Origin of the sequence: Streptomyces cylindrosporus, assembly GCF_022698165.1 — a bacterium.
Classification (GTDB): domain Bacteria; phylum Actinomycetota; class Actinomycetes; order Streptomycetales; family Streptomycetaceae; genus Streptomyces; species Streptomyces cylindrosporus.
In genome coordinates this window covers 321,958-347,498 of the sequence record NZ_JALDAY010000005.1, presented here as the reverse complement: position 1 = coordinate 347,498, position 25,541 = coordinate 321,958, and the positions used below count along the sequence as shown (strand labels likewise).

26 protein-coding genes and 2 tRNA genes are annotated in these 25,541 nt (G+C 71.0%); 12 read left to right on the top strand and 16 right to left on the bottom strand.

All coding sequences use genetic code 11. The features are described 5' to 3' along the window. Nucleotides 1–12: 12 nt before the first annotated feature. The gene (locus MQP27_RS17895; RefSeq protein WP_242766186.1) at nucleotides 13–336 is read left to right on the top strand and encodes a DMT family transporter; all 324 of its coding nucleotides are present in this window, start codon (nucleotides 13–15) and stop codon (nucleotides 334–336) included. Between the two features lie 52 nt (nucleotides 337–388). Here the strand turns inward: MQP27_RS17895 and MQP27_RS17890 are convergent, their stop codons facing one another. After that, the gene (locus MQP27_RS17890) at nucleotides 389–994 is read right to left on the bottom strand and encodes a TetR/AcrR family transcriptional regulator (RefSeq protein WP_242766185.1); all 606 of its coding nucleotides are present in this window, start codon (nucleotides 992–994) and stop codon (nucleotides 389–391) included. A gap of 169 nt (nucleotides 995–1,163) precedes the next feature. Here MQP27_RS17890 and hisN point away from each other — a divergent pair, with 169 nt between their 5' ends. The 6 genes from hisN (at nucleotide 1,164) to MQP27_RS17860 (ending at nucleotide 5,925) form a co-directional block, all read left to right on the top strand. Continuing rightward, nucleotides 1,164–1,964, top strand: coding sequence for a histidinol-phosphatase (gene hisN / locus MQP27_RS17885; protein WP_242766184.1), 801 nt, complete (start codon nucleotides 1,164–1,166; stop codon nucleotides 1,962–1,964). Between the two features lie 159 nt (nucleotides 1,965–2,123). Then, on the top strand, nucleotides 2,124–2,522 hold the full coding sequence (locus MQP27_RS17880; protein WP_242766183.1) for a CBS domain-containing protein: 399 nt from the start codon (nucleotides 2,124–2,126) through the stop codon (nucleotides 2,520–2,522). Nucleotides 2,523–2,590: 68 nt separating this feature from the next. Next, entirely contained in the window at nucleotides 2,591–3,010 is a 420-nt protein-coding gene (locus MQP27_RS17875; protein ID WP_242766182.1) for a Fur family transcriptional regulator, read from the top strand. Nucleotides 3,011–3,149: 139 nt separating this feature from the next. Then, nucleotides 3,150–3,917, top strand: coding sequence for an ABC transporter ATP-binding protein (locus MQP27_RS17870; protein WP_242766181.1), 768 nt, complete (start codon nucleotides 3,150–3,152; stop codon nucleotides 3,915–3,917). Beyond that, nucleotides 3,914–4,786: an ABC transporter permease gene (locus MQP27_RS17865; protein ID WP_242766180.1), complete on the top strand. Its 873-nt coding sequence runs from the start codon at nucleotides 3,914–3,916 to the stop codon at nucleotides 4,784–4,786. Before MQP27_RS17870 ends, MQP27_RS17865 begins: the two co-directional genes overlap by 4 nt. Beyond that, complete coding sequence (locus MQP27_RS17860) at nucleotides 4,783–5,925, top strand: ABC transporter substrate-binding protein (protein WP_242766179.1); 1,143 nt, start codon at nucleotides 4,783–4,785, stop codon at nucleotides 5,923–5,925. The genes MQP27_RS17865 and MQP27_RS17860 overlap by 4 nt, the downstream gene beginning before the upstream one ends. 67 nt (nucleotides 5,926–5,992) lie before the next feature. Here the strand turns inward: MQP27_RS17860 and MQP27_RS17855 are convergent. From MQP27_RS17855 to MQP27_RS17840, 4 genes are all read right to left on the bottom strand, one after another. Next, a tRNA-Met gene (locus tag MQP27_RS17855) sits at nucleotides 5,993–6,066 on the bottom strand. A gap of 73 nt (nucleotides 6,067–6,139) precedes the next feature. Beyond that, nucleotides 6,140–7,960, bottom strand: a complete 1,821-nt coding sequence (locus MQP27_RS17850; protein WP_242766178.1) for a tetratricopeptide repeat protein — start codon at nucleotides 7,958–7,960, stop codon at nucleotides 6,140–6,142. A 203-nt stretch (nucleotides 7,961–8,163) separates the two neighbouring features. Beyond that, a tRNA-Met gene (locus MQP27_RS17845) sits at nucleotides 8,164–8,237 on the bottom strand. Nucleotides 8,238–8,280: 43 nt separating this feature from the next. Next, complete coding sequence (locus tag MQP27_RS17840) at nucleotides 8,281–11,241, bottom strand: UPF0182 family membrane protein (protein ID WP_242766535.1); 2,961 nt, start codon at nucleotides 11,239–11,241, stop codon at nucleotides 8,281–8,283. A 164-nt stretch (nucleotides 11,242–11,405) separates the two neighbouring features. On the opposite strand from MQP27_RS17840, the gene MQP27_RS17835 reads away from it, so the two are divergent. Continuing rightward, complete coding sequence (locus tag MQP27_RS17835; protein ID WP_242766177.1) at nucleotides 11,406–11,948, top strand: PPA1309 family protein; 543 nt, start codon at nucleotides 11,406–11,408, stop codon at nucleotides 11,946–11,948. A 9-nt stretch (nucleotides 11,949–11,957) separates the two neighbouring features. Here MQP27_RS17835 and MQP27_RS17830 read toward each other — a convergent pair whose 3' ends face one another. From MQP27_RS17830 to MQP27_RS17815, 4 genes are all read right to left on the bottom strand, one after another. Further along, nucleotides 11,958–13,052, bottom strand: coding sequence for a YlbL family protein (locus MQP27_RS17830; protein ID WP_242766176.1), 1,095 nt, complete (start codon nucleotides 13,050–13,052; stop codon nucleotides 11,958–11,960). 51 nt (nucleotides 13,053–13,103) lie between these two features. Next, nucleotides 13,104–13,268, bottom strand: a complete 165-nt coding sequence (locus MQP27_RS17825; protein WP_242766175.1) for a hypothetical protein — start codon at nucleotides 13,266–13,268, stop codon at nucleotides 13,104–13,106. 145 nt (nucleotides 13,269–13,413) lie between these two features. Continuing rightward, the gene (locus MQP27_RS17820; RefSeq protein WP_242766174.1) at nucleotides 13,414–13,875 is read right to left on the bottom strand and encodes a molybdenum cofactor biosynthesis protein MoaE; all 462 of its coding nucleotides are present in this window, start codon (nucleotides 13,873–13,875) and stop codon (nucleotides 13,414–13,416) included. A 232-nt stretch (nucleotides 13,876–14,107) separates the two neighbouring features. Further along, nucleotides 14,108–15,220, bottom strand: coding sequence for an SDR family oxidoreductase (locus MQP27_RS17815; RefSeq protein WP_242766173.1), 1,113 nt, complete (start codon nucleotides 15,218–15,220; stop codon nucleotides 14,108–14,110). Between the two features lie 192 nt (nucleotides 15,221–15,412). On the opposite strand from MQP27_RS17815, the gene MQP27_RS17810 reads away from it, so the two are divergent. Both MQP27_RS17810 and MQP27_RS17805 read left to right on the top strand, forming a co-directional pair. Further along, nucleotides 15,413–16,861, top strand: a complete 1,449-nt coding sequence (locus MQP27_RS17810) for a zinc-dependent metalloprotease (protein WP_242766172.1) — start codon at nucleotides 15,413–15,415, stop codon at nucleotides 16,859–16,861. Continuing rightward, complete coding sequence (locus tag MQP27_RS17805) at nucleotides 16,858–17,379, top strand: NUDIX hydrolase (protein WP_242766171.1); 522 nt, start codon at nucleotides 16,858–16,860, stop codon at nucleotides 17,377–17,379. Before MQP27_RS17810 ends, MQP27_RS17805 begins: the two co-directional genes overlap by 4 nt. Nucleotides 17,380–17,422: 43 nt before the next feature. Here the strand turns inward: MQP27_RS17805 and MQP27_RS17800 are convergent, their stop codons facing one another. The 4 genes from MQP27_RS17800 to MQP27_RS17785 form a co-directional block, all read right to left on the bottom strand. After that, on the bottom strand, nucleotides 17,423–18,178 hold the full coding sequence (locus MQP27_RS17800; protein ID WP_242766170.1) for an AIM24 family protein: 756 nt from the start codon (nucleotides 18,176–18,178) through the stop codon (nucleotides 17,423–17,425). A 17-nt stretch (nucleotides 18,179–18,195) separates the two neighbouring features. Continuing rightward, nucleotides 18,196–18,876 carry an AIM24 family protein gene (locus MQP27_RS17795; protein WP_242766169.1) on the bottom strand — a complete coding sequence of 227 codons (681 nt, stop codon included), beginning with the start codon at nucleotides 18,874–18,876 and terminating at the stop codon, nucleotides 18,196–18,198. An 11-nt stretch (nucleotides 18,877–18,887) separates the two neighbouring features. Beyond that, nucleotides 18,888–20,648 (bottom strand): TerD family protein, encoded by a 1,761-nt coding sequence (locus tag MQP27_RS17790; RefSeq protein ID WP_242766168.1) that lies wholly within the window; start codon nucleotides 20,646–20,648, stop codon nucleotides 18,888–18,890. 112 nt (nucleotides 20,649–20,760) lie between these two features. Then, entirely contained in the window at nucleotides 20,761–21,357 is a 597-nt protein-coding gene (locus MQP27_RS17785) for a M48 metallopeptidase family protein (protein ID WP_242766167.1), read from the bottom strand. 497 nt (nucleotides 21,358–21,854) lie between these two features. Here MQP27_RS17785 and MQP27_RS17780 point away from each other — a divergent pair, with 497 nt between their 5' ends. Further along, nucleotides 21,855–23,075: a TOMM precursor leader peptide-binding protein gene (locus MQP27_RS17780; RefSeq protein ID WP_242766534.1), complete on the top strand. Its 1,221-nt coding sequence runs from the start codon at nucleotides 21,855–21,857 to the stop codon at nucleotides 23,073–23,075. Then, nucleotides 23,068–24,435 carry an ABC1 kinase family protein gene (locus MQP27_RS17775; protein ID WP_242766166.1) on the top strand — a complete coding sequence of 456 codons (1,368 nt, stop codon included), beginning with the start codon at nucleotides 23,068–23,070 and terminating at the stop codon, nucleotides 24,433–24,435. Before MQP27_RS17780 ends, MQP27_RS17775 begins: the two co-directional genes overlap by 8 nt. A gap of 1 nt (nucleotide 24,436) precedes the next feature. Here the strand turns inward: MQP27_RS17775 and MQP27_RS17770 are convergent, their stop codons facing one another. The 3 genes from MQP27_RS17770 to MQP27_RS17760 all read right to left on the bottom strand — a co-directional run bounded on the left by MQP27_RS17770 (nucleotide 24,437) and on the right by MQP27_RS17760 (nucleotide 25,471). Further along, the gene (locus MQP27_RS17770) at nucleotides 24,437–24,646 is read right to left on the bottom strand and encodes a hypothetical protein (RefSeq protein ID WP_242766165.1); all 210 of its coding nucleotides are present in this window, start codon (nucleotides 24,644–24,646) and stop codon (nucleotides 24,437–24,439) included. Between the two features lie 136 nt (nucleotides 24,647–24,782). Beyond that, entirely contained in the window at nucleotides 24,783–25,106 is a 324-nt protein-coding gene (locus MQP27_RS17765; RefSeq protein WP_242766164.1) for a putative WhiB-interacting protein, read from the bottom strand. After that, a complete protein-coding gene (locus MQP27_RS17760) occupies nucleotides 25,103–25,471 on the bottom strand; it encodes a WhiB family transcriptional regulator (RefSeq protein ID WP_242766163.1) in 369 nt (122 codons plus the stop codon). Before MQP27_RS17760 ends, MQP27_RS17765 begins: the two co-directional genes overlap by 4 nt. Nucleotides 25,472–25,541: the final 70 nt, after the last annotated feature.

Here is a 25,541-nt window from a genome sequence, read left to right as displayed (position 1 = left end):
GGAGGACAGCACATGGCGTGGCTGCTGGTGGTGGTGGCCGGGTTGCTGGAGACCGGTTTCGCGGTGTGCCTCAAGCTCTCGCACGGCTTCACCAGGCTCTGGCCTACGATCGCCTTCTGCGTCTTCGCCCTCGGCAGCTTCGGCCTCCTCACCCTCTCCCTGCGCAAGCTCGACGTCGGCCCCGCCTACGCCGTGTGGACCGGCATCGGCGCGGCCGGCACCGCGATCTACGGCATGATCTTCCTCGGCGACCTGGTGTCGGTCCTGAAGCTGGTGTCGATCAGCCTGGTGATCGTCGGCGTCATCGGCCTCCAGCTGTCGGGTTCGGCACACTGAGGCTCCGCCGGCTGCGCGGCGACGGGTCGTCGGTCCCTCCCTGCCCGACCCCTCACACCGTCTGCCGGGGCAGGGCCGTGCGGACCAGGTCCGAGACTCCGCCCTCGCCCGGCGGGGCCGCCACGCAGGACAGCGCGATCCGGACCACCAGCTCGCAGGAGCGGGCCAGTTCGGACGTCTCCGGCTTGCCCACCGCGGGCCCCGACAGCACCGCCACCGCCCGGTCGCGGACGATCGCCACGAAGTCGCCGGGCGAGGGCAGCGGGCCGTCGGCCCGGCGCTGCGCCGGCACCGCGGAGGAGGACGGCACCGCGGACAGCGTCGGCGAGGGCAACCGCTCGCTCCAGCAGCCGGTCAGCATGGCCCGTACCAGCGCGTTCTCACGGGCCGTGGACGCGGTCCACTCGGCGGTCGCGGTCAGCCGTTCCCTGGCGTCGCTGTGGGTGGCGAGCGCCCGCTCGACGCCGGCCAGGTAGGCGTCCGCCTCCCTTCTCACCAGCGCCCGGGCGAGCCCCTCCTTGCTGCCGAACTCGTTGTAGAGGGTCTGCCGGGACACTCCGGCCGCCGCGGCCACGTCCACCATCCGCACGGCGGACCACGGCCGGCGCGCCAGCGCCGTGTACGCGGCGTCGAGTAGGGATTCCCGCGCTGCAGGCATCATCGCCTCCCTGGGGCGGAGCGACTCTGCGCCCCAGATTTGACGCGCACGAAAGCACTGTCAAGGGTTCGCGGGGGCATGCGGGGGCGCCCGTCCGTCACCATGTGCCGCCAGACCGTGACCAAGGCCCGGTAGCCCCATGCCGACCACGGCGGATAGCGTTCGTTCCATGCCGGACTACCTCGACGATCTCCGTTTCGCCCACGTCCTCGCGGACGCCGCCGACGCGGCCACCATGGACCGCTTCAAGGCCCTCGACCTCAAGGTCGAGACGAAGCCGGACATGACGCCGGTGAGCGAGGCGGACAAGGCCGCGGAGGAGCTCATCCGCGGCCAGCTGGGACGCGCCCGGCCGCGGGACGCGATCCTCGGCGAGGAGTACGGCGTCGAGGGCACCGGCCCGCGGCGCTGGGTGATCGACCCGATCGACGGCACCAAGAACTACGTGCGCGGCGTCCCGGTGTGGGCCACGCTGATCTCCCTGATGGAGGCCGGCGAGGGCGGCTTCCAGCCCGTGGTCGGCGTCGTCTCCGCGCCCGCGCTCGGCCGCCGCTGGTGGGCCGCGAAGGGCCACGGCGCGTTCACCGGGCGCAGCCTGTCCTCCGCCTCCCGCCTGCACGTCTCCCGCGTCTCGAAGCTGACGGACGCCTCGTTCGCGTACTCCTCGCTCTCCGGCTGGGAGGAGCAGGGCCGGCTGGGCGGCTTCCTGGACCTGACCCGCGAGGTGTGGCGCACGCGCGCGTACGGCGACTTCTGGCCCTACATGCTGGTGGCCGAGGGCGCGGTGGACATCTGCGCGGAGCCCGAGCTGTCCCTGTGGGACATGGCCGCCAACGCGATCATCGTGACCGAGTCCGGCGGCAGCTTCACCGGCCTCGACGGCCGCCCGGGCCCGCACAGCGGCAACGCGGCCGCGTCGAACGGCCTGCTCCACGACGAGCTGCTGGGCTACCTGAACCAGCGCTACTGAGCGACACATGTAGGGCACATATGAGCGCACGCGCCCTCAATTGGCTGCCCGCGCCCCCTTGTTGACCCCCGCTTTACCTGCCACTCTGAGAGTCCCCCCACTTGTGAATTTGTGAATCCGTGAACTAGCACTCGGATTCCCGAGGAGGTGGCTCCATCCATGCTCGTCCGCGACGCCATGAGCACGGTGGTCCTGACCATCGGCCCCGCCCACACCCTCCGCCAGGCAGCCGCCCTGATGTCCGCCCGCCGGGTCGGCGCGGCGGTGGTCCTCGACCCCGACGCCGGCGGCATCGGCATCCTGACCGAACGCGACATCCTCAACTCCGTGGGCCTGGGCCAGAGCCCGGACACGGAGCTCGCGGCCGCCCACACCACCACCGAGGTGGTGTTCGCCGCGCCGTCCTGGACCCTGGAGGAGGCCGCCCAGGCCATGGCACACGGCGGCTTCCGCCACCTCGTCGTCATGGACCGCGGCGAGACGGCCGGGATCGTCTCGGTCCGCGACATCATCCGCTGCTGGGCACCGGCACGACAGCAGGTGGCCCTCCTGCACTGACCTCCATTAGACCGAGTCCAAAACCATATCTGTTCGCGACCTGGTCCCCTTCTGTTAGGCTGGGTCGTATGAGCGACCTTCTGGAACGGCTGCGCGGACGCGGCTGGCGGATGACCGCACAGCGGCGCGTCGTGGCCGAGGTTCTCGACGGTGAGCACGTCCATCTGACGGCCGACGAGGTCCACGCCAGGGCCGTCGCCAAGCTGCCGGAGATCTCCCGGGCGACCGTCTACAACACGCTGGGCGAGCTGGTCTCCCTCGGCGAGGTCCTCGAGGTCGCCACGGACAAGCGCGCCAAGCGGTACGACCCGAACGCGCACCGGCCGCACCACCACCTGGTCTGCGCCCGGTGCGGCGAGATCAAGGACGTCCACCCCAGCGGCAACCCGATGGCCGACCTGCCCGACTCGGAGCGCTTCGGCTTCAAGGTCTCCGACGTCGAGGTCACCTACCGCGGCATCTGCCCGAACTGCGCGGCGACGGCGTAACCCTTCATCGCGAAGAGCCCCGGCCCCTCAGGGGAGCCGGGGCTTCGTGCTGTCTACAGGCTTCCCGAATCTGACGGACCGTCATATCGTCGTGCGGCACCCACCCCCCTCTCGCTGCCGAACTCCGCAAGGAGCAACCGTGGGAGATCCGCACCCCAAACTCCATGCCACCGACCTGACCCGCGGCTTCGGCCGCCCGCCCCACGTCGTCGACGCGCTCGGTCCGCTCGAACTGACCGTCGCCCCCGGCGAGTTCGTGTGCGTCGTGGGACCGTCGGGTTGCGGCAAGTCCACGCTGCTGCGCATCGCGGCGGGCCTGCTGCGCCCCAGCACCGGCCAGTTGCGGATCCGCACGTCGAGTCCGCGCCCCGCCGCCATGATCTTCCAGGACTACGGCATCTACGACTGGAAGTCGGTCCGGGCCAACGTCCGCTTCGGCCTCGACGTCCAGCGCGTCCCGCGCCGCGAGGCGAACGCGCGCGCCGACGCCTGGCTGGACCGCCTGGGCCTGGCCGACTTCGCCGACGCCTACCCGGCGGCCCTGTCGGGCGGCATGCGCCAGCGGGTGGCGATCGCCCGCGGCCTGGCCGTGGAGCCCGAACTGCTGCTCATGGACGAGCCGTTCGCCGCCCTGGACGCCCAGCTGCGCACGATCCTCCAGGACGAACTGCTGGCCCTCACCCAGTCCCTGAGGACCACCACGCTCTTCATCACCCACAGCCTGGAGGAGGCGATCGTCCTCGGCGACCGCGTCCTGGTGATGTCCGCCCGCCCCGGCCGGATCATCGCCGAGCACCACCCGCCGTTCCCGCGCCCGCGCACCGGCGAGGTGCGCACCGACCCCGAGTTCACCGCGTTGAAGAGCGAACTGTGGGACCTGCTGCGGAAGGAGGCGGCACCGGCATGACGACCATCGCGCCCAAGAAGGAACCCGAGAGGGAATCGGTCCTGGTCCGCCGCCCGGGCCCGGAGGAACTCCACCCGTCCCGCACCCACCGCCGCAGGCGCGCCCTGCAACTCGCGCTCGCGGTGGCCGTCCCGCTGGTCCTGCTCCTGTGGTGGCAACTGGCCGCCGCCCAGGGCTGGATCGACGACCGCGTCTACCCCGCCCCCTCCACGATCCTGTCCGACGGCTGGGACCGCGCGGCGGCCGGCGACCTGTGGCCGGACGTGTGGGCGACCCTGAAGCGCGTCCTGGCCGGCTACGCGCTCGGCACGGCCGCGGGCTACCTGCTGGGCCTGCTGATGGGCTCCCTCTCCCTGGTCAGAGCCGCTCTCGAACCCCTCCTGGACGCCCTGTACGTGGTCCCGAAGCTCGCCCTGCTCCCGATCTTCCTGAACATGTTCGGCCTGGGCGAGGGCCCGCAGATCGCGTTGGTCGCGACCACGGTCTTCTTCTTCGTCTGGATCTCCACGATGTCGGCGGTGATCGCCATCCCGTCGGGCCACCGCGACGCGGGCCGCGTCTTCGGCGCCTCCCCCTGGCAGATGTTCCGCCACGTCCTGCTGCCCGCCTCCCTCCCGTCGGTCCTGGTCGGCGCGCGCATCGCGGCGGGCGTCGCCGTCCTGGTGATCGTCGCCTCGGAGCAGATCGCCGCGACGAACGGCCTGGGCCACCTCATCTTCGACTCGCGTGCGCTGTTCCAGAACGACGTGATGTTCGTCGGCATCGTCTGCGTGGCGGTCCTGGGCGTGCTCTTCTCCGAACTCATCAGACTGCTGGGCCGGTTGCTCACCCCGTGGGCACCGAGGGACCGCGGAAGGGGCCAGTCATGAAGAGGCGTGCATACGGCGCCGTCGTGGCCGTGGCGGCGCTGCTGGCGTCGGCCGCCTGCTCGGCGTCGCACACGGACGACTCGGCGACTCAGGCGGGCGCCCGGCAGCGCACGGTCCGCCCGGTGGAGGGCTGCGGCGCGAAGTCCTGGACGGACCCGGCCAACCTGTCTCCGACCCGCGCACCGGCCCGCTGCGACTCCGGCGCCCCCGCCCCGAAGCCGCTGCCCAAGACCCGCAAACTCACCATCGCTACGGGAACGCTGAGCGCCGAGTACGTGGCGCCCCTCGAAGTCGCCCTCGACAAGGGCGAGTTCAAGAAGGAGGGCCTGGACGTCACGCTGAAGGTCCTGCCCACGCCGGACGCCCTGCCGCTGCTGGCGAAGGGCGACATCGACGCGCTCTGGGCGGCTCCGGAGGCGGCCGTCATGAACGGCATCCGGGGCGGCTTCGACATCAAGTGGGTCGCCGGGAACTTCTCACCCGCGGCCGGCTCGAAGAGCGGACTGTGGGTGCGGCTGAAGAAGGGCGAGAGCGCCGCGTCCGTCCCGATGGCGGGCCGCACGCTGGGCACGATGATCGGCAAGGGCTCGGTGATCGCGTACCCCATGCAGAAGGCGCTCGCCTCGCACGGCGGCGGCCTCGACAGGATCCAGTACCGCCAGCTGGGCTCCGCCGACGTCCTCACGGCCCTCCGGAACGGCGGCGTCGACTCGGCCTGGCTCCTGGACCCGGTCTGGCGCAACGTCGACGGCAAGCCCGGCTATGCCTTCCTCGGCGGCCAGCCGCAGGGCGAGCCGCTGGGCGGCATGCTGTACGGCCGTTCCCTGCTGAACGGCGACGTGGACGCGGGGGTGGCGCTGCTGAGGGCGTACATCCGCACGGTGAACACGTACTTCGCGTCGGACTACAAGGCGGACGCGGCCTTCGTCACCTACCTGGCGAAACTCCTGAAGACCGACGGGACGATCCTGAAGTCGACCCCGTCCCTGCGCATGGACTGGGAGATCCGGGCCGGCACGACGACCCGTCTCCAGTCGGCGTACGCGGCGCAGGGAGCGGTCCAGGGCGGCGACCCGCTCCCCGAGGCGAAGACGGTGGACCGGTCCCTTTACGAGGAGGCGGTGGGCCACACTCCATAGACACGACTCGGGGCAGACACGACTCGGGGCCGGAACCCATTTCTGGATTCCGGCCCCAGGCCTTCAGTAGCGGGGACAGGATTTGAACCTGCGACCTCTGGGTTATGAGCCCAGCGAGCTACCGAGCTGCTCCACCCCGCGTCGGTGAACGCAACGTTACGTCAAGACCGCCGACGGAAGCAAATCGCTTTCGGCTCCCGTACGCACCGTGCCCTCACGCCGACAGTTCCTCCCGCAGCGCGTCCCGCAGCCGTGCCGCCCGCTCCGAGACCTCCCCCGGCCCCAAGGTCACCGCCCGGTCGGCCCACCGCTGTCCCTCCGCCAGCTCGCCCTGACGCGCGTAGACCAGGGCCAGCCGGAGCGCCGCCCGACCGTGCCCGGCGTCTGCGGCCCGGGTCCACCACACCGCGGCCTCCGGCTCGCTTCCCTCCCGGGCCAGCAGGAGCCCGAGATTGAAGGCGCCGTTGCGGGACCCGGCCTCCGCGGCCTCCCGGTACCACCGAGCCGCCTCGACCACGTCCCCCCGGGCCGCCGCCAGCATCCCCACCCGCACCTGCGCCCGCCGATGCCCCAGGGAGGCCGCCCGCTCGTACCACTCCTCGCACTCGGTCTTCTCGTGCACGATCTCGCCCAGCTCATGCGCGGGCTCCGGCGGCCGCCGCGCGTCGAGCACGGTCGCCAGCCGGTACGCCCCCTCCGCGCTGCCGCCCCCCGCCGCACACCGCAGATGCCGCTCGGCCGCACCCTCGTCCCCGTCCCGCAGCCGCGCGATCCCGACCTGCAGCGCGGCCTCCGTGTGCCCGGCGGCGGCGGCACGCTCGTACCACCGCAGCGCGACGTCGTCCTCGCCCCGCCCGGCGAAGAGGATCCCCAGGTTGAACGCGGCGTCCACGCTCCCGGCCTCCGCGGCCTTGGAGAACCACGGCTCGGCCCCGGTCGCGTCCCCGCCCTGAAGCAGCAGAATGGCGAGCGCGTTGGCGGCCTCCCGGTGCCCGGCATAGGCGGCCCGCCGGTACCACTGCTCGGCCGGCGCGGTCCGCCCCTGCTCGGCGCAGAGCAGCCCGAGGTTGTACGCGCCGTTGTCGTCCCCGGCGTCCATCGCCGCCCGGTACCACCGCTCGGCGGTCTGCGTCTCGCCCCGCTCGGCGTGCAGCGCGCCCAGCGCGTTCGCCGCGTTGCCGTCCCCGTCCTGGGCGGCGCGCAGCCACCAGACGGCGGCGCTCTCGGTGTCGCCGGCGTCGCGCAGCAGGAAGCCCAGCGCGCACGCGGCGCGCGCCTCGCCGTCCTTGGCGGAGGTCAGGTACCAGCGCCCGGCCTCCTTGAGCTCGCCGCGCTTCTCCAGGATCGCGCCGAGGTGCAGCGCGGCCCGCCGGTGTCCGCGCGCGGCGGCCTGCCGGTAGAACTGCTCGGCCTGGGCCAGCAGTTCGACACCGTTGTCAGTCCCGCCCTCGCCCTCGCTCGCCGCCTTGCGATCAAGAGCGCGCGCCAGCCGGTACGCCGCCTCGCGGTGCCCCCGCTCGGCCGCGGCCCGCATCCACGCCTCGGCCCCGGTGTCCCCGCGGTGCTCCAGCAGATCGGCGAGCGCGTACGCGCCCAGGGCGTGCCCCTGCTCGGCGGACTGGCGCAGCCAGTACTCGGCGGCGGGCTCGTCCCCGCGCTCGCGGTGGTGCCGGCCGAGCGCGTGGGCGGCGGCGGCGGAACCGGCGACGGCGGCGATCCGCCACCACCCGGCGGCCTCGTCGGCGTATCCGCGCTGGTGAAGGAGGACTCCCAGGTTGTTGGCGGCGGCGCGGTCACCGGCCGCGGTGGCGGCACGCAGCTGGGGTTCGGCTCCGTCGAGATCTCCGCGGCGCAGCAGCATGGCCCCGAGGACACTCATCGCCTCGACGTCGCCGGCCTCCGCGGCGAGGCGCTGACGCAGTTCCTCGGCAGCCTGCTCGGCAGCCTCCTCCCCGGCCTCGGCTTGCTCCGGGCCGGAGGGCTGCACAAATCGCCCTGTCTCGAACAGAGTTGCCTTGTCCCCCATAACGTCCATCGTCGCACCACCTGCAACCTGGGTACACCTGGTATACCGCAGTCAGTGAGGTCACTTCAGCGTTTTGTCGACATGCCCACAGAGAGACAAGTCAAACACACATCACCCAACTCCCCACGGCGGCACGGCGAATCCCCTGTCGGCACATGCGTTCGCACATCACGAAGGCCCGGATCCGTGAGGATCCGGGCCTTCGACTTCAGTAGCGGGGACAGGATTTGAACCTGCGACCTCTGGGTTATGAGCCCAGCGAGCTACCGAGCTGCTCCACCCCGCGTCGTTGTTCGGCAACCGTATCACGACGCGGGACGGGCATTTGATCAGCCGCTGCCGGAGCTCTTGCTCGGACTCGGACTGCTGCTGGGACTGGCACTGGTGCTGGGACTGGGGCTGCTGCTGCTCTTGTTGCCGCTGCCCCCACTCGACTTGTCGGCCTTGGACTGCGCGTCCTCGGCCCGCTTCAGCGCGTCCTCCAGGTCCTTCTGCGCCTCGCCGTACGCCTGCCAGTCGCCCTTCTTCAGGGCTGCCTGGCCCTTGTCGAAGGCCTTCTGGGCGTCGTTCAGCGCCTCCTGGACCGTGGGATTACCGGACGTCGGGGGTGTGGTCGTCCCCTCGTCCGGTGGTGGTGTGGTCGAACTCTCCGCTCCGAAGACCTTGTTGAGCGCCTCGTCGAGGGTGTCCTCGAAGGCGGTCTTGTCGCCGTAGCTGACCAACACCTTCCGCAGCAGCGGGTACTTGAGTCCACCACCGCGTACGTAGACCGGCTCCACGTACAGCAGTCCTCCGTCGAGCGGCACCGTCAGCAGGTTGCCGTACTCGATGTCGGAGTCGCCGCCCTTGAGCAGCTTGATCGACTCGGCGATGTCCTGTTCGGAGTTGAACTGGCTCTGTACCTGTTTGGGTCCGTCGACGGTCGTACTGGTCGGCAGTTTCAGGATTCTGATCTTGCCGTAGTCGCTGGAGTCCGCCTGGGCGTCGACCGTCATGAACGCACTGAGGTTGTCCCGGCCGTTGGGCGTGAACGTCGTCGTCAGCGAGAACGCCTGGGACGTCTGGTCGGGCATCTTCATGCTCAGGTAGTACGGCGGCACCGCGTTGCCCGACTTGTTGGTCGGGTCGTCCGGCACCTGCCACACCTCACTGCCGGTGAGGAAGGTGGTCGGGTTGGTGACGTGGTACCGGGTCAGCAGCTCGCGCTGGACCTTGAACAGGTCCTGCGGATAACGCAGATGGGCCAGCAGCGACTTGGAGATCGCGCTCTTGGGCTGCACCGTCCCCGGGAAGGCCTTCATCCAGGTCTTCAGCACCGGGTCCTCGGTGTCCCACTGGTAGAGCTTGACCTGGCCGGTGTACGCGTCGACGGTCGCCTTCACCGAGTTGCGGATGTAGTTGACCTGGTTCTGCTGGGCCACCACCGCGCGCGAGTTGTTGGTCGCGGTCAGCGAGTCGGCCGTGGTGTCACCGAGGGTCGTACGGGAGGCGTACGGGTATCCGTTCGTCGTCGTGTACGCGTCGACGATCCACTGGATACGGCCGTCCACCACCGCCGGATAGGCGTCGCCGTCGATGGTCAGCCACGGCGCCACCGCCTCGACCCGCTCCTTGGGCGTGCGGTTGTAGAGGATCCGCGAACCCTCGCCGATCGCCCCGGAGTAGAGGATCTGCGGCTCGCTGAACGCCACCGCGTACGCCGCCCGGTTGATCGGGTTGGCGAGGTTGACGCCGCTCTTGCCCTTGTAGCTGGTGGTCTTCTCGCCGCTGTCGTCGGAGTAGTCGATCTCCTTCTGGGGACCGCCGACGATCGAGTACGTCGTGGTCTTCTCGCCGTAGTAGATCTGCTGCTCGTACGTCCCCAGGTCACCGGTGGACGGCAGGTCGGACTCGGTGAAGACCGGCTGGCCGTTGGCGTCGGCCGCGGTGCCCTTGGCGGCGACCACGCCGTAGCCGTGGGTGTAGCGGAAGTGGTCGTTGATCCAGTTGTTCTTCGGAATGCCGTTGAGGTTCAGCTCGCGCAGACCGATGACGGTGTCCTGGACCTTGCCGTCCTTGGTGTAGCGGTCGACGTCCAGGTTGGTCGGGAACGCGTAGTAGTTCCTGATCTGCTGGAGCTGCTGGAAGGTCGGCGAGACGATGTTCGGGTCCAGGATGCGGATGCTCGCCGTGGAGTCCACGTCGTCGCGCAGCGTGGTCTTGTCCTTGGTCTTGCTCGTCCCCGAGTAGTCGCTGACCTTGGTGCCGTCGATGCCGTACGCCTCGCGCGTCGCCTTGAGGTTCTTCTCGACGTACGGCGCTTCCTTGGCCTGCTCGTTCGGCTGGACCTGGAACTTCTGGACGATCGCCGGGTACAGGCCGCCGATCAGGATCGCCGAGAGCACCATCAGGCCGAAGCCGATCACGGGCAGCTGCCAGGTGCGCCGCCACAGGGTGGCGAAGAACAGCAGCGCGCAGATGACGGCGATGCAGAACAGGATCGTCTTGGCCGGCAGGTAGGCGTTCGCGTCGACGTACCTCAGGCCGGTCCAGTTGTCCGTCGCCTTGAAGTCGCTGGACTTGACCGCGAGGCCGTACCGGTCGAGCCAGTACGCGACCGCCTTCAGGGCGACGAAGATGCCGAGCAGCACGGAGAGATGACCGGTCGCGGCGGCGGTGGCCCGCGCCCCCGGGGAGGTGACGCGCAGCCCGCCGTACAGGTAGTGGGTGAGCGCGGCGGCGATCAGGGAGAGGATCGCGGCGGCGAAGCCGAAGCCCAGCAGGAAGCGGTACCAGGGCAGGTCGAAGGCGTAGAACGAGACGTCGAGGTGGAACTGCGGGTCCTTCTGGTGGAAGGGCACGCCGTTGACCCACATCAGCCAGGTCCGCCACTGGCTCGACGCCGAGGCACCGGCGATCAGGCCCACCAGCGAGGTGATCGCGAGCAGCAGCCAGCGCTTGTACGGCGCGATGCCCATCCGGTACCGGTCGAGGCTCTGCTGCTCCATCGACATGGCGCTCAGCGGCGGCCGCAGCCGGTGCGCGAGCCAGATGTTGAAGCCGACCGAGAGGGCCATCAGCAGACCGAAGACGAAGAACAGCCCGATCTTCGTCCACAGCGTCGTCGTGAAGACGGACGAGTAGTGCACCGACCGGTACCAGAGCCAGTCCGTCCAGAAGCCCGCGAACATGGTGAACGCCATGCCGAGCACGGCAAGGACGCCCAGTGTCATGAGCAGGGTCCGGACACGCCGGGACGGGCGGCCCACTCTGATCCGTGGCCCCGTCGGGCCTCCGCCGCGGTCCGGCATCTGGAAAGCCAAGGTGCGCACCTCGAAGTTCGCTGTCGATCCGTCAGGCCCTCGTGTTCGCGAGCCCGCCGTGGCCCCCCGTGATCGCGGGCCCACACCTATGCAACTTACTCACCGTTTACTCGGTTCCCGATTCCGGCCATGAACGAGGCAGGATTGTGACCATGTCCAACACCCCCATGGCGGCGAGCCCGCTCACCCGGGCCGTACTCGAGATCGACGAGTACGCCTCCGGCCTCGGCTGGGACCAGCCCGCCCGTCTCTTCGCCCTCGTAGACACCGCTCGGCTGCGGACCCAGGAACCCGCCCTCGCGGCCCAGCTCGGCCTGGAGGGCGAGCAGGAGTCCGCCGGGCTCACGCCGATCGAGCAGGACGAGATTCCAACGGGCAAGGCGCTCGACGAGTTCCTCGCGACCATCGCCTGGCCCGACGCGGTGGCCGGCTGCGCGCTCACCGTGGAGCGGCTGATGCTGCCGCCGTCCGCCGAGGCGTCCGTCCCGGAGGGGATGGACGAGAAGAGGCTCGCGAAGTGGGTGGCCGAGCACCCGGACCGTCAGGAGGTCCGGATGACGGTCGCGGTACTGCGCGACGGCACCCGCGAGTCCGCTCTGCGGCTGCGCGAGAAGGACACCCCGACGGACGTCCTCACCGGCTCCGACCTGGTGCCGGGCCTCGCGGAGGCACTGACGGCGACCTTCGAGGAGTAGCCGCCGCGGCTACTTGGCCGTGCACTTGGGCAGGTCGGCGGTCTTGCCGCCGCGGATGTCCTTCAGCGCGCCGAGGGCGTCCTCGATGGTGTTCACCTTCACCAGGGTGAGACCGCTCGGGGTGTCCTTGGCGGCCGCCGCGCAGTTCTCGGCCGGCGTCAGGAAGTACTGGGCGCCCTTGCTGCGCGCGCCGACCGTCTTCATCTCGATGCCGCCGATCGGGCCGACCTTGCCGTCGTCGTCGATGGTCCCGGTGCCGGCCACGAACTTGCCGCCGGTGAGGCTGCCCGGGGTGAGCTTGTCGTAGATGCCGAGCGCGAACATCAGGCCGGCGCTCGGTCCGCCGACGTCGGCCAGCTTGATGTCGATGCTGAACGGGAAGGTGTGGTCCGTCCCCGCGGAGATCCCGACGATGGCCCGCTTGGCCCCGCTGTCGTCCGAGGTCGCGGTCTTGATCGTGATCTTCTCGGTCTTTGTCGCCGTCTTGTTCGCCTTCTCGGCGGCGGCCTGCTCCTTGGCGGGCACGATCGTGAAGACGACGTCCTGGCCCGGCTTGTGCTTGGTCACCAGCGTCGCGACGTCGGCCGGCTCCTTGACCGTCGTACCGTCGACGGCCTTGATCACGTCACCGGCGTGCAGCCTGCCCTCGGCCGGGGAGTCCTTGACCACGGTCGAGACGATCACCCAGGACTTCACCGGGATGTCCAGCTCCTTCAGGGCGGCGACCTTGGCGCTCTCCTGGGACTGGCTGAACTCCTCGGCGTTCTCCTGGGTGGACTGCTCCTCGGTCTTGCCGTCCGGGTAGAGCGTGTCGTGCGGCACGACCTTGTTGTCGTGCGCGAGCCAGCCGTAGACGGCCTCGACGAGGTTCATCTTGTAGTCGGCGCTGGTGACGCGCACGGTCGTCATGTTCAGGTGACCGCTCGTCGCGTACGTCTTCCGGCCCGAGATCTGCAGCACCGGCTCGCCGTCGTGGTCCCCGAGCGTGTTCACCGTCGGCCCGGGGGACATCTCCGAGTACGGCACGGGGATGAACACTCCGGCGCACAGGAGCGCGATCAGCATCAGGGTGGAGGCGAGCATCGTCGCGGTGCGGCGTGGCATGCCAAGACAGTACGGGACGACGCTGTCAGCGCACCGTCAGCCCCACCTCTGTCATGTACCGGAGTGGGACTTGTCCATGGCCTCGCGGAACCGCGCGTACCCGTCGAGCTCGGGCCCGTCGCTGCGCACCTTGCGGGTGCGGTTGGCCCAGCTTCCCCACAGACCGGCGGCGACCGCAGCGACAAGCGGGATCAACAACCAGACGAGCGCACCCATGCCGACCTCCCAACCCCGGTGAGCGACCGCAAGAACTGACTGATCAGCAGATTAACCATCCGCACTGACAACGCTCACGGCAGGGGTGCGGTTACGCAACCGGAGGACCGGCGGAGGGGGTTCGGGCAGGGCCGGGAGCCCGGGTTCAGCAGGCGCCGACCCACTCCTCGGTGCCGTCGGAGAAGGTCTGGTGCTTCCAGATCGGCACCTCGTGCTTGAGGTCGTCGATCAGCTTGCGGCAGGCCTCGAAGGCCTCGCCCCGGTGCGGACACGACACGGCGACGACGACCGCGAGGTCCCCCACCGTCAGATCCCCGACCCGGTGCACCGCGGCCAGCGCCCGGACCGGGTACTCCGCGACGACCTTCTCGGCGATGCGCCGCATCTCGGCCTCGGCACTGGGGTGGCAGGAATAGCCGAGCCGGTCGACGTCGACACCCCCGTCGTGGTTCCGCACGGTCCCCACGAACAGCGTGGTCCCACCGGCGGCGTCGTCCCCGACGGCCCGGAAGACCTCGTCCACGGAGAGCGGCGTCTCACGGATGGCGACGAGCTTGATCGGGTCGTCCGCGACCTGCTCGCCGGGGTGGTCGTGTGTGGCTGCCATGGGTCCATCGTGCCCCACGCCTCGGACAACACGGAATACGACTTTCACCAGGCACACGCGTGTGCCGTTTTGGAGCGTCCTACAGCTTCGGTTGCCCTGGGGCACGCGTCAGCGCTCCGCGGATGTGCGGCGATGGGTCGTCCGTCGGCTGCGGCGCCGTCGTGGCTGGTCGCGCAGTTCCTCGCGCCCCTTGGGTGCGCTGCCCGACCGCAGTCGGCTTCCCCGGGACCGCTCAGATGCGCCGCCGCGCCTTCCGGGCCCGCCGTACCACCGCCGCCGCGCCCAGCAGGGCGACCGTCGCTCCCGCGGCACCGGCCGCGGTCGCGTCCTTGCGGCCGAGTCGCCGTCCGGCGACCGTGTGCCGGCCGGAGACCTCCTCCAGCAGTTCGGCGAGGACCTCCTCGTTGGTCCACTGCGGGCGCCAGCCCGCGTCGTGCAGCCGGCTTCCGCTCACCACCCAGGGGTACATCGTGTACGCCAGATCGCCCGCCGGGGACGGCGTCAGCCCGATCCGGTGCAGCCGGGCCGCCGCCCCCAGGGCGACCGCGGAGGGCAGCTCCATCCGGCGGATCCCGCTGAGCTCCTCGACCTCCTCCTGCTCCAGCCACCCGTCGCAGCCGACCGCGAGCTCCCCCTCGACCTTCTCCAGGACGGCGTACTCCAGCGCGCTGCACAGGTCCTCGACATGGCAGAACTGCCACGCGGGCCGCGACCCGGCCACGACCAGCAGCCGCGGCGACTCGAAGTACCTGGTCAGCGCGGTGTCGGTGCCCCCGATGAGTACCGCGGGGCGTACGACGGTGACATTGAGGCCGGGATGCGCCCGGGGCGCGCGCCGTGCGAGCCGCTCGATCTCCAGCAGGTCACCCACACCGGTGGCCTCGGCCGTCGCGCGCAGCTCCGCGTCCTCCGAAAGCGGCAGCTCGTTGTCCGGCAACGCGCCGTAGACCATGGCGGACGTGCACAGCACGACCCGGTGGACGCCCGCGGCCGCGGCGGCCGTGAGCACCGTCTGCGTCCCCCGCACGTTGTACGCCGTCCGGGCGGCGGGGTCGGTCTCCAGGTCCAGGTCGAGCGCCAGATGCACCACCACGTCGGCCCCGCGCAGCTTTTCCGCGATGGCCGGATCCCGCACGTCCAGGATGTGCCACTGGGCTCCCGCGCACTCGCCGCGCCGCTCGTCGATGGCGATGACCTGCTTGATCGCCTCCGAGGCGGCCAGCCGCTCGGTGAGCAGCGCGCCGATGCCGGACGCGGCACCGGTGACCGCGACGACGGGACCGCGCACCGTCGGCGGGGTTGACTCGTTTCGCGCTGCGCGAACCTGAGGATCTGGGGAACTCACCGGGCGTCTCCAGCGGTTGTCTTCAGTAAGAACGCGAGTGACGCGTCCGTACCAGGTGGCATCCATCCTGCCGCAGGCCAAGAGTCGGCGGAGCACCGAGGCCCGAACCGCCCACGGTGTCTAGGCTGGGTGGTGTTATCGGGCAGTCGTGCCGTCGGAGACAACCGGCGGCCTTAACAGCCGAGGAATCCCGTGAGTGACACCCCATTCGGATTCGGCCTTCCGCCGGAGGAGCCGGAAGACGGCGACGAGGGCAAGAAGAAGGACCAGCAGAGCGGTGGTGGTCAGGGCCCGGCCAACCCGTTCGGTTTCGGCGGGCTGCCCGGCGCCGGGGGCTTTGGCGGCCCCGGTGCGGACAATCCGCTCGCTGCCATGTTCGGCTCGCTGAACCCCACCGACCTGGGCGCCGCCTTCCAGCAGCTCGGCCAGATGCTCTCGTACGAGGGCGGTCCGGTGAACTGGGACATGGCCAAGCAGATCGCCCGCCAGACGGTCTCCCAGGGCACCCCGGACGGCACCAAGGACTCGAGCATCGGCCCCGCCGAGCGCAGCGCGGTCGAGGAGGCCGTCCGCCTGGCCGACCTGTGGCTGGACGACGCGACGTCCCTGCCGTCCGGCGCCGGCTCCGCCGTCGCCTGGTCGCGCGCGGAGTGGGTCGAGGCGACCCTGCCCGCGTGGCAGGAGCTCGTCGACCCGGTCGCCGAGCGCGTCGGCGCGGCGATGGGCGACGTCCTGCCGGAGGAGATGCAGGCCATGGCGGGCCCGCTGATCGGCATGATGCGCTCCATGGGCGGTGCCATGTTCGGCACCCAGATCGGGCAGGCCGTGGGCGTGCTCGCGGGCGAGGTCGTCGGCTCCACCGACATCGGCCTGCCGCTCGGCCCGGCCGGCAAGGCCGCGCTGCTGCCGGTGAACATCGAGGCGTTCGGCAAGGACCTGGGCGTGCCCAAGGAGGAGGTGCGGCTGTATCTCGCCCTGCGCGAGGCGGCCCACCAGCGCCTGTTCGCGCACGTGCCGTGGCTGCGCTCGCACCTGTTCGGCGCCGTCGACGGGTACGCGCGCGGGATCAAGGTCGACACCGCCAAGCTGGAGGACGTTGTCGGCCAGTTCGACCCGCAGAACCCGGAGCAGCTGCAGGACGCCCTCCAGCAGGGCATGTTCCAGCCGGAGGACACGCCCGAGCAGAAGGCCGCCCTGGCCCGTCTGGAGACCGCTCTGGCGCTCGTCGAGGGCTGGGTGGATGCGGTGGTCCACGCGGCTGCGAAGCCCCGCCTCTCCTCCGCCGACGCGCTGCGCGAGACACTGCGCCGCCGCCGTGCGACGGGCGGCCCGGCGGAGCAGACCTTCGCCACGCTGATCGGCCTGGAGCTGCGCCCGCGCCGCCTGCGCGACGCCTCCCGTCTGTGGGCCTCGCTCACGGACGCGCGCGGGGTCGACGGCCGGGACGCCCTGTGGGCCCACCCGGACATGCTGCCGACCGCCTCCGACCTGGACGACCCGGACGGCTTCGTGCACCGCGAGCAGCTGGACTTCTCCGAGATCGAGAAACTGCTCGGCGGGGTCACGGACGACTCCGGCGACAAGCCGAACCTGAAGAAGGACGACAGCAAGGACGACGGCAAGGGCGACGACACCGAGTGAGCCTGTACGACGACGCGGTCCTCGTCCTGAAGGGGTATGAGGGCCAGGAAGAGCTGCGCCAGGCCTACCTGGACCATCTCGCGGCCCACCCGGACGGCATGTGGAAGGCCTGCCACGCGGGCCACCTCACGGCGAGCGCGCTGGTGATCGACCCTTCGCGGGAGCGCGTGCTGCTGACCCTGCACAGGAAGCTGCGGATGTGGCTGCAGATGGGCGGCCACTGCGAGCCGCAGGACACCTCGGTGCAGGCCGCGGCCCTGCGCGAGGCGACGGAGGAGTCGGGCATCGCGGGGCTGACCCTGCTGCCGGGCGGGCCGGTGCGCCTGGACCGGCATGCCCTCCCGGCGCCCTGCCACTGGCATCTCGACGTCCAGTACGCGGTCGTGGCCCCGCCCGGCGCCGTGCAAGAGATCAGCGACGAGTCCCTCGACCTGCGCTGGTTCGCCTACGGCGAGGTGGCGGACGTTGCGGACGACTCGGTCGTACGACTGCTGGAAGCGGCGCTGGCCAGAATCTGAAGGCGTAAGGGGTGACCACCCTGGTGGTCACCCCTTACCGGTTCTAACTCCAGACATTCCCCTGGTTCTGCGCCCGCGCCCCTTGCTGCCCCATGCCGAACTGCGCGGCGAGGCCCGAACCGATCTGGGCGTTCTGCGGCGGCAGCAGTTCACTGGGCTGGACCAGCGCGTAGCCGCTGCCCATGAAGCTCAGCTCCCAGCCCTCACCGGTGTTGCCACGGCGCCGCCACACCCCGGAGGAGTGCGTCTGGGCCTGCATCTGGACGCGCAGCCCGGTCGACCAGGCGACGATCGCGTCGGCGTCGCAGCTGACGTACTTGTCCGGTGTCACCTGCATCATCAGCGGCGCGCCCGAGGTCATCAGGGCGACCTTGCCGCGGCCGGTGATGTTGAGCTGGTACTTCCCGGAGCCGGAGATGCCGTACTGGCTGTCGACGGCGATGACCTCGTGGTGCAGCGAGGAGTCCATCGCGAGGACATAGCTGCTGTCGACGGTGAGGCCGTCCTGCTCCACGTCCACCACATGGATGTGCTGGGCGAGGTTGGCGAAGAAGACCGTGCCCTGCCCGTGGCAGCGCATCAGGCTGAGGCCCTCGCCGGTGGCCGCACGCGCGTATGCCTGCCGGGTGCTCTGGTACTCGGCGTCGAACTCTACGAGCCCCTGGTAGGCGACCATCGTGCCCTTGCGGGCCAGGACGTCGTCGTGACCCTCCAGGTTGACGCGCAGCATCTGCTTGTTCTGCAGGCTGTAGCGGTCCTGGGACTGCGAGTCGTTGAAGGCGAAAAGCGGACTCTGCATGGCGTTCTGGCTCCCCCTCAGCCCCGGAACCGCAAGCGGTCGGTGCTGTCCTCGCTGGGCTGGACGACGACGATGCCCTGACCGGAGAAGGCCATCTGGTAGGCCTCGCCGCTGCCGCGGCCGATCAGCGACTGCGCCTTGAAGCTGCGCTTGCCCTTCACCTTGAGGTTCGGGGACCAGGCGACGAGCGCGTCCGGGTCGACGTAGGTCTCGTCCTCGCCACCGCCGCAGTCGACGACGATCGGCTTGCCCCGGGAGGTCAGCGCGACCCAGCCGTTCCCGGAGATCTTGGTGTTCCACAGGCCCTGCCCGGCGAACTTCGCCAGGCCCTTGACCCGCTCCACGCCCCAGGTGAGGGACGCGTCGAAGGCGAGCAGGTTGGTGGCGTTGACGGAGATGCCGTCACCGTTGAGGTTGATGACGACGACGTCGGCGCCGTAGTCGGCGAGGTAGAGCAGTCCGTCGCCGGAGCACTTCATCAGGGGCGCGCCCTCGCCGGTCATCCAGTCGCGGGCGATCTGGCGCACGGCCGGCGGGTTGGGCTCGTACTGGATGAAGCCCTCGTAGGCGACCATCGACCCCACGCGCGCGAGGAGGTCGTTTCCGGTCTGCATGGCGACCTTCAGCATGTTGTTGCCGTGGTTCTCCATGCGGGCGGTGACGGGTGCGGGAGCGTAGCCCGCGAGCGGCTGGTTCATGACGGGCTCCCTCAGACCTCGTACGGCTGGACGACGATGAAGGTGCCGGGAGCGCCCCGGAACTGCAGGTTGACGCTCTCCCCGGTGTCGCCGGGATAGGCGTTGCGGCGCATCCTGACCTGGCTGGAGACGATCACCTGGGAGGCGGCCGACCAGGCGACGACGGCGTTGCAGTCGGCGAAGGTGGTCGGCGTGACCGGCAGCACCACGGGCGTGCCGTGCGTCTTGACGACGATCGTGCCGGTGCCCTGGAACTGCATCGTGAACAGCGCGCCCCCGGGGATGCCGTGGCCCTCGATGCGGCGGACCTCGTACTGGAGGCTCTCGTCGAAGGCGAGGACGTTCTCCGCGGAGACGCAGATCGCGTCGCCCTGGAGTTCGACCGGGTGCAGATGGGTGGAGTTCTCGGCGAGGAACACCTGGCCCTGGCCGGTGCAGCGCATCAGCTGCATCTCCTGGCCGGTCGCGTTGCCCACGATCCGCCCGGCGAACCCGGCGCCCTTGTAGCTGAAGTCGACCTTGCCCTGGTAGAGCACCATGCTGCCCTGCCGGGCGAGCACGGGCTGGCCGCCGATGCCGAGGTCGACGCGGATGAGCTTCTTGTTCTGCTGCGTCCAGCGCTGCCCGGTGGGCGTCTCCCTGAACTTCTGCAGCGCGGCACCGACACCGGCACCGCCCTGGGGAGCGCCCTGCGGGACGCCGTAACCCTGCTGCTGCCCCGGGACCTGCCCGAGGGGCGGCTGCTGGCTGTAACCGGGGGGCTGGGGCGGCTGTCCGTAGCCGGGCGGCGGGGTCGGCTGGCCGTAGCCGGGCGGCGCCGTCGGGGCGTGCGGGGCCTGGGGTGCCTGGCCGTAACCGGGCGGCGGCGGGGCGCTCTGGCCGCCGGGCTGGCCGTACGGCTGCTGCTGCTGCGGCTGGCCGTAGCCGGGCGGCGGTCCCGGGGGCGGCACCGGGGAGCCGCCGGGCGGGGACATGGGCGCGACGATGGTGGGCGCGGCGTGCACGTTCGGCGCGGGGGCCGGGGCGGGCGCCGGGGGCGGTGTCTGGCCCGGGGGCGGCGCGAAGCCCTGGGGGGCGGGCGCGGGGGCCTGCGGGGCGGGGGCCGGTGCGGGGGGCGTGGGCGCCGGCGCCGGAGCGGCCGGGGCGCCGAACGCGGGCGGCGCGGTGGCCTGGGCGGGCGGCGCGAAGCCGGGGGCGGCGCCGGTCTGCGGTTGCTGCGGAGCCGGGGCCGCGGGTGCCTCCTCCTCCATGACCTCGCCGCCGAAGTTCTTCAGCAGCGCCTCCAGGCCACCGTCGAAGCCCTGGCCGACGGCCGCGAACCGCCACACGTCCTTCAGGTAGAAGTCGCCCAGCATCACGGCCCGTTCGGTGGTGAACTCCGAGCCGTTGAAGGAGTACCGGGCCACCTCCTCGCCGCCCGCGACGATGCGGATGTATCCGGGGGCGATCTGCGACATCTGTCCGGCACCGTCGATCGTCGCCGTGAACGACAGCTTCTGGATCTTCGCCGGGATCCGGTCGAGCGTGACCCGGAAGGACTCCGTGTCACCGGCCTGGGCGCCCAGGAGCTGAATCGACTCCTCGGGAGTCTTCGGCTGGTTGAAGAAGACGAAGTAGCTGTCGTCCGAGAGCCGTTCGTCGGCGTCGAGGCCGAAGCAGCTGATGTCGAAGCTCAGTCCGGGGCCGCTGATCTGCACGCCTACGTACAGATCGGTGCCCGCGGTGAGGTCACTGATCCTGGCCTTGTGGCCGCGTTGGAATTCCCTGGCCATGCGTAACGACCGTCCCCCATCCCGAATGCGAGTGCGTCGCGCCAGGCTAACGGCAAACTCCGACACCGGAAGAAGTCGGTACAGACCCGGTACACAACACCGGGCTCGGCCGTCACTCGCCGCGCGCGCCCGGCAGATGCGGCAACCGCTCGGCGGCGACCACCCCTTCGAGGTAGCCACGGGCCCGCTCGGTGCGCGGATAGGCCTCCAGGAGCCGCCAGAAACGGGGCCCGTGTCCGGGCACGAGCAGATGCGCCAGCTCGTGGACGAGGACGTAGTCGACGACGTACTCGGGCATCCCCTGGAGCCGGTGCGACAGTCGGATGCTGCCCTCGGCGGGGGTGCAGGAGCCCCAGCGCGTGTTCTGGTTGGTGACCCACCGCACCGAGGTGGGCCGCGCCCGCCCGTCGAAGTACTGCGCCGACAGCCGCTCGGCCCGCTCCGCCAGCTCGGCGTCGCCAAGGACCCGTTTGCTTTCCTGGGCGGCGAGTTTGTCGAGCATGACGGTGACCCAGCGCTGCTCCTCCGCCTCGGACATCCGGGCAGGGATGAGTACGACGGTGCGATCGCCCTCGCGGTACGCGGATACCGTCCGGCGTCGCCGGGCGCTCCTGCGGACCTCGATCGCGCTCGCCCCCGAGCCGCTCGGCGGCTGGCTCGTCGTGCTGCGCTGTGGCATTCCGGCGCTGTGCAGTGGGTCGGCGGGCACGCCCCGACGTTACCCGCTGCACACGCGGGAAGTCCCGACTCCGGGACGGTTCCGTGCCGATCCCCCTCCGTGCGTCTGATTTGTACGACGAATACCCACCGCCTGTGGACAACTTTCGGCGGCCGTCGGCGGGTCCGGGCATGCTGGATCCCGCCGGGGGAACCGCGACGGGCGTCGACCGACCATCGACCCGCCCCGCCGCGAGCGAGCCCCTCGGCGGACGGGATGTTCTACGAGGGCTACGGGGGCCTGTGATGGACACGGGGTGCGCGAAGGACGCGGCGAACGCGAAGGGTTACGGGAGCGCGGGGAGCGCGGGGAGCGCGAGGAGCGCGAGGAGCGCGGGGAGTACAGCGAACTCGGAGGGCGCAGGGAGCGCGAAGGGTGCGTGGAACGCCGTAGGTGCGAGTAGCGCCGTACGTGCAAGTAGCGCCGTACGTACGATTAGCGCGGCGGATGACCTGGACGCGGCCGGCGTGGTGGATCCGTCGGCGCCGATCGCTCCGCTGGTGAAGCCGGCGCTCCGGCGTGGCTGGCGTGATCTCAACACCGTGCAGTTCGGGATGGCTCCGGCGCACGCGATGACCCTCGGTCCGATGGACCCGGCGACGGGCAGCTTCCTCGACCTGCTCAACGGCACGAGGGGGCTGCCGCTGCTGCGGGAGGAGGCGCACCGGATGGGCCTGCCGGACGGCCACGTCGACGGACTGGTCACGGGCTTGGCGCGGGCGGGCCTCCTGGACGACGCCAAGGGAGGCGGTCCGGCCGCCGACGCCCTGCGCGGCAAGAAGGAGGTCCTGGACCGGCTGCGCCCCGACCTCGCCTCCCTCTCCCTGCAGACCACGGGACCGGGCGACGCGATCGGGCAGCTGGCCGCCCGCCGCTCACTGCGGGTGCAGGTGCGGGGCGCGGGCCGGGTCGGCGCCATCCTGGCCTCGCTCCTCGCGGCCGCGGGGGTGGGCGAGGTCGACGTGCGTGACGTCGGCGAGGCCGAGCCTTGGGACGTCGCCCCGGGCGGGCTGCCGGCCGAGTCCGTCGGGGACCGCAGGGACGAGGCCGCCCGGCGGACGGCACGCCACTGGGCCCCGGACCGTCCCCCACTCCGTGACCGCGCGGCACAGTCCCCGGCGGGTGACCCCGGCTTCTCCCTGGTGATCCTCGCCCCGCGCGACGACGTCGACGTCCACGCACCCGCACCGTCCACCGCCGAACCCCTCGTCTCTTCGGGTACGCCCCATCTGTACGCCGGTGTCGTGGAGGCCACCGGAGTCGTCGGCCCCCTGGTTCTGCCCGGCGAGACCGGCTGCGCGGGCTGTCTGCACGAGGGGCGGACCGACCGCGACCCGGCCTGGCCGCGCCTGGTGGCGCAGTGGCGCTCGGGTTCGGGCAGGTCCCGCGCGGTGCGGGCCTGCGATGTGACTCTCGCCACTACGGTCGCCGGGTTGGCCGCCGCCCACGCACTGGCCTTCCTCGACGGCCGGGTCCCGACGACCGCGGGCGCCCGCTGGGAGGTGTCACTGCCCGGCCTGACCTGGCACGCGAGACCGGTCTGGGGGCACCCGGCATGCCCGTGCGGTGCCGCGGAGAAAGGTAAGAAGGGGGCACGGGCCGGTGAGGACGGGAAGCCGCACGAGACAATGAAGGGGCAACGGTCGTCGAAGGAACGCCGTGAGGCGGACGCGGCGCGGCCGGCAGGGACTTGGAGGGCGCATGTCTGATCTTCCCCGCAAGGCGGTCACCCGGACCGCCAAGCTCGCCGCGCTCCCGCTCGGCTTTGCCGGGCGGGCCACCTGGGGGCTGGGCAAGCGGATCGTCGGGGAGTCCGCGGAGATCGTCGGCCGCGAGCTGCAACAGCGCACGGCGGAGCAGCTGTTCAAGGTGCTCGGCGAGCTCAAGGGCGGCGCGATGAAGTTCGGCCAGGCCCTGTCGGTCTTCGAGTCGGCGCTGCCGGAGGAGGTCGCCGGCCCCTACCGCGCGGCGCTCACGAAGCTGCAGGAGGCGGCCCCGCCGATGCCGACGCGCACCGTGCACACGGTGCTCGCCGAGCGGCTCGGCGAGGACTGGCACGAGCTGTTCCTCGAGTTCGAGGACAAGCCGGCCGCCGCGGCCTCGATCGGCCAGGTTCACCGCGGGATCTGGCACGACGGCCGCGAGGTGGCGGTCAAGGTGCAGTACCCGGGAGCGGGCGACGCCCTGCTGTCCGATCTGAACCAACTGAGCCGATTCGCCCGCCTGCTGGGGCCACTCATCCCCGGCATGGACATCAAGCCGCTGATCGCCGAGCTCAGGGACCGGGTCTCGGAGGAGCTGGACTACGCCCTGGAGGCCCAGGCCCAGCAGGTGCACGCGGAGGAGTTCGCCGGCGACCCGGACGTCGTGGTACCCGGTGTGGTCCACCAGTGCGACCAGGTGCTGGTCACCGAGTGGATCGACGGCGTCCCGCTGTCGGAGATCATCGCGGACGGCACCGCGGAGCAGCGCGACCGCGCCGGCCAGCTGCTGGCCCGCTTCCTCTTCTCGGGCCCGGCCCGCACCGGCCTGCTGCACGCCGACCCGCACCCGGGCAACTTCCGTCTGCTGCCCGGCGGTCCGGCCGGCGAGGACGACTGGCGGCTCGGGGTCCTGGACTTCGGCACGGTCGACCGCCTCCCCGGCGGCCTGCCGACCACGATCGGCGACTCGCTGCGCATGACCCTCGACGGCGAGGCGGAGGCCGTCTACGAACTCCTCTGCGAGGAGGGCTTCGTCAAGGAGTCCATCGAGCTGGACCCGGCCGCCGTTCTGGACTACCTCCTGCCGATCATCGAACCGGCCCAGGCCGACGAGTTCACCTTCACCCGCGGCTGGATGCGCAGCCAGGCGGCCCGCATCGCCGACCCCCGCTCCCCCGCCTATCAGCTGGGCAAGCAGCTGAACCTGCCGCCGGCCTATCTGCTGATACACCGGGTGACGTTGAGCACGATCGGTGTGCTGTGCCAGCTGGGCGCGACGGTCCGGCTGCGGGACGAGCTGGAGGAGTGGCTGCCGGGGTTCGTCCCGGAGGCGGCGGAGGAAGAAGAGTCGGCCGCGGAGGCGTGAGCTACCACCAGGCCGAGTCGAGCCGTCCCTCGATCGCCCGGAGGTTCTCCCGGGAACAGGCGTCGCAGAAATAGTGGCGGGTGCCGTTCTCCACGGAGCAGATCCAGGTGGGTTGCGGACCCTCGGCGCGGGTGCCGCAGCGTGCGCACACCAGGGGCTGGGGCTCCGCCGGGGAGCCGCCGTCGTCACTGCCTCCGGAAAGACTCGTCACGCGGCGACGATACGCCGAGGTCGGCGCCCGCGCGGGTACAACGCACCGCGGGGGCCGGTCCGTTCGGACGGACCGGCCCCCGCGGGGGAGCTATCGCCTCCCGGGCTCGGGAGGCCACCGCTTCAGGTGTGGTCGGTTACTGCATGACGGCCATGGCGAGCGCACGGCGGGCACGCCGCGAGGCGCGCTCCGCACGGCGCTGCATCCGACGGGCGGTCGCCAGGCGCACGGCCTGGCGTTCCCGCTCGGCCTCGTGCAGCAGGTCGTGCATATGCGCACGAGCCAGGGCTTCTGGTTGAAGTTGCATCTCTCGGGTCCTGTTCTGGGGTGAACCGGCGGTGCCGGTAGTCGTGGTGTCTTCGATCGCGGAGCCGGCGGGCTCGTTGGTGGACGGCTTCATCGAGGCCTGCTTCTTGGGGTCGTGCGTGAGGGGGCGGTCGATCGTTCCTGCGGTGTTCATGCCGTGACCGGGTTCTTGCGCGGGCGACCACGCGGCCGCTTCCGGGCGACGACGACACCCTGGACGAACAGCTCGCCACCCCAGACGCCCCAGGGCTCACGCCGCTCCTTGGCGCCGGCGAGGCAGGCCTCGATCAGCGGGCAGGTGCGGCAGAGGGACTTGGCGTACTCGACGTCCGCCGGCGACTCGGCGAAGAAGACCTCCGGGTCGTAGGAACGGCAGGGGACGGGTACGCCGAGGTTCTCGATGGCGTCGTCGAGCGCGGTGAGCGCGGTGAGCGGGATCAAGGCGGAGTCCTCCGTGAGGCCGGGCGGGGGGATCGTTTCGGAAGGCGGTACGGACGGGGCGTGCGCTTCGAGTTGCACGGTTCGTCTTCCTCGTCTGGTCGTTCCGGTCCTGTTGGACCGGGTGGCGGCTGGTACCGGGTTCTTTTCT

Coding starts and splice junctions, on each gene's coding strand:
- MQP27_RS17875 (WP_242766182.1), top strand. CDS start 2,591: ATGAGCGACCTTCTGGAACGGCTGCGCGGACGCGGCTGGCGGATGACC.
- MQP27_RS17850 (WP_242766178.1), bottom strand. CDS start 7,960: ATGGACGTTATGGGGGACAAGGCAACTCTGTTCGAGACAGGGCGATTT.
- MQP27_RS17860 (WP_242766179.1), top strand. CDS start 4,783: ATGAAGAGGCGTGCATACGGCGCCGTCGTGGCCGTGGCGGCGCTGCTG.
- MQP27_RS17800 (WP_242766170.1), bottom strand. CDS start 18,178: ATGCAGAGTCCGCTTTTCGCCTTCAACGACTCGCAGTCCCAGGACCGC.
- MQP27_RS17880 (WP_242766183.1), top strand. CDS start 2,124: ATGCTCGTCCGCGACGCCATGAGCACGGTGGTCCTGACCATCGGCCCC.
- MQP27_RS17890 (WP_242766185.1), bottom strand. CDS start 994: ATGCCTGCAGCGCGGGAATCCCTACTCGACGCCGCGTACACGGCGCTG.
- MQP27_RS17840 (WP_242766535.1), bottom strand. CDS start 11,241: ATGCCGGACCGCGGCGGAGGCCCGACGGGGCCACGGATCAGAGTGGGC.
- MQP27_RS17895 (WP_242766186.1), top strand. CDS start 13: ATGGCGTGGCTGCTGGTGGTGGTGGCCGGGTTGCTGGAGACCGGTTTC.
- MQP27_RS17775 (WP_242766166.1), top strand. CDS start 23,068: ATGTCTGATCTTCCCCGCAAGGCGGTCACCCGGACCGCCAAGCTCGCC.
- MQP27_RS17830 (WP_242766176.1), bottom strand. CDS start 13,052: ATGCCACGCCGCACCGCGACGATGCTCGCCTCCACCCTGATGCTGATC.
- MQP27_RS17865 (WP_242766180.1), top strand. CDS start 3,914: ATGACGACCATCGCGCCCAAGAAGGAACCCGAGAGGGAATCGGTCCTG.
- MQP27_RS17825 (WP_242766175.1), bottom strand. CDS start 13,268: ATGGGTGCGCTCGTCTGGTTGTTGATCCCGCTTGTCGCTGCGGTCGCC.
- hisN (WP_242766184.1), top strand. CDS start 1,164: ATGCCGGACTACCTCGACGATCTCCGTTTCGCCCACGTCCTCGCGGAC.
- MQP27_RS17835 (WP_242766177.1), top strand. CDS start 11,406: ATGTCCAACACCCCCATGGCGGCGAGCCCGCTCACCCGGGCCGTACTC.
- MQP27_RS17820 (WP_242766174.1), bottom strand. CDS start 13,875: ATGGCAGCCACACACGACCACCCCGGCGAGCAGGTCGCGGACGACCCG.
- MQP27_RS17790 (WP_242766168.1), bottom strand. CDS start 20,648: ATGGCCAGGGAATTCCAACGCGGCCACAAGGCCAGGATCAGTGACCTC.
- MQP27_RS17765 (WP_242766164.1), bottom strand. CDS start 25,106: ATGAACACCGCAGGAACGATCGACCGCCCCCTCACGCACGACCCCAAG.
- MQP27_RS17795 (WP_242766169.1), bottom strand. CDS start 18,876: ATGAACCAGCCGCTCGCGGGCTACGCTCCCGCACCCGTCACCGCCCGC.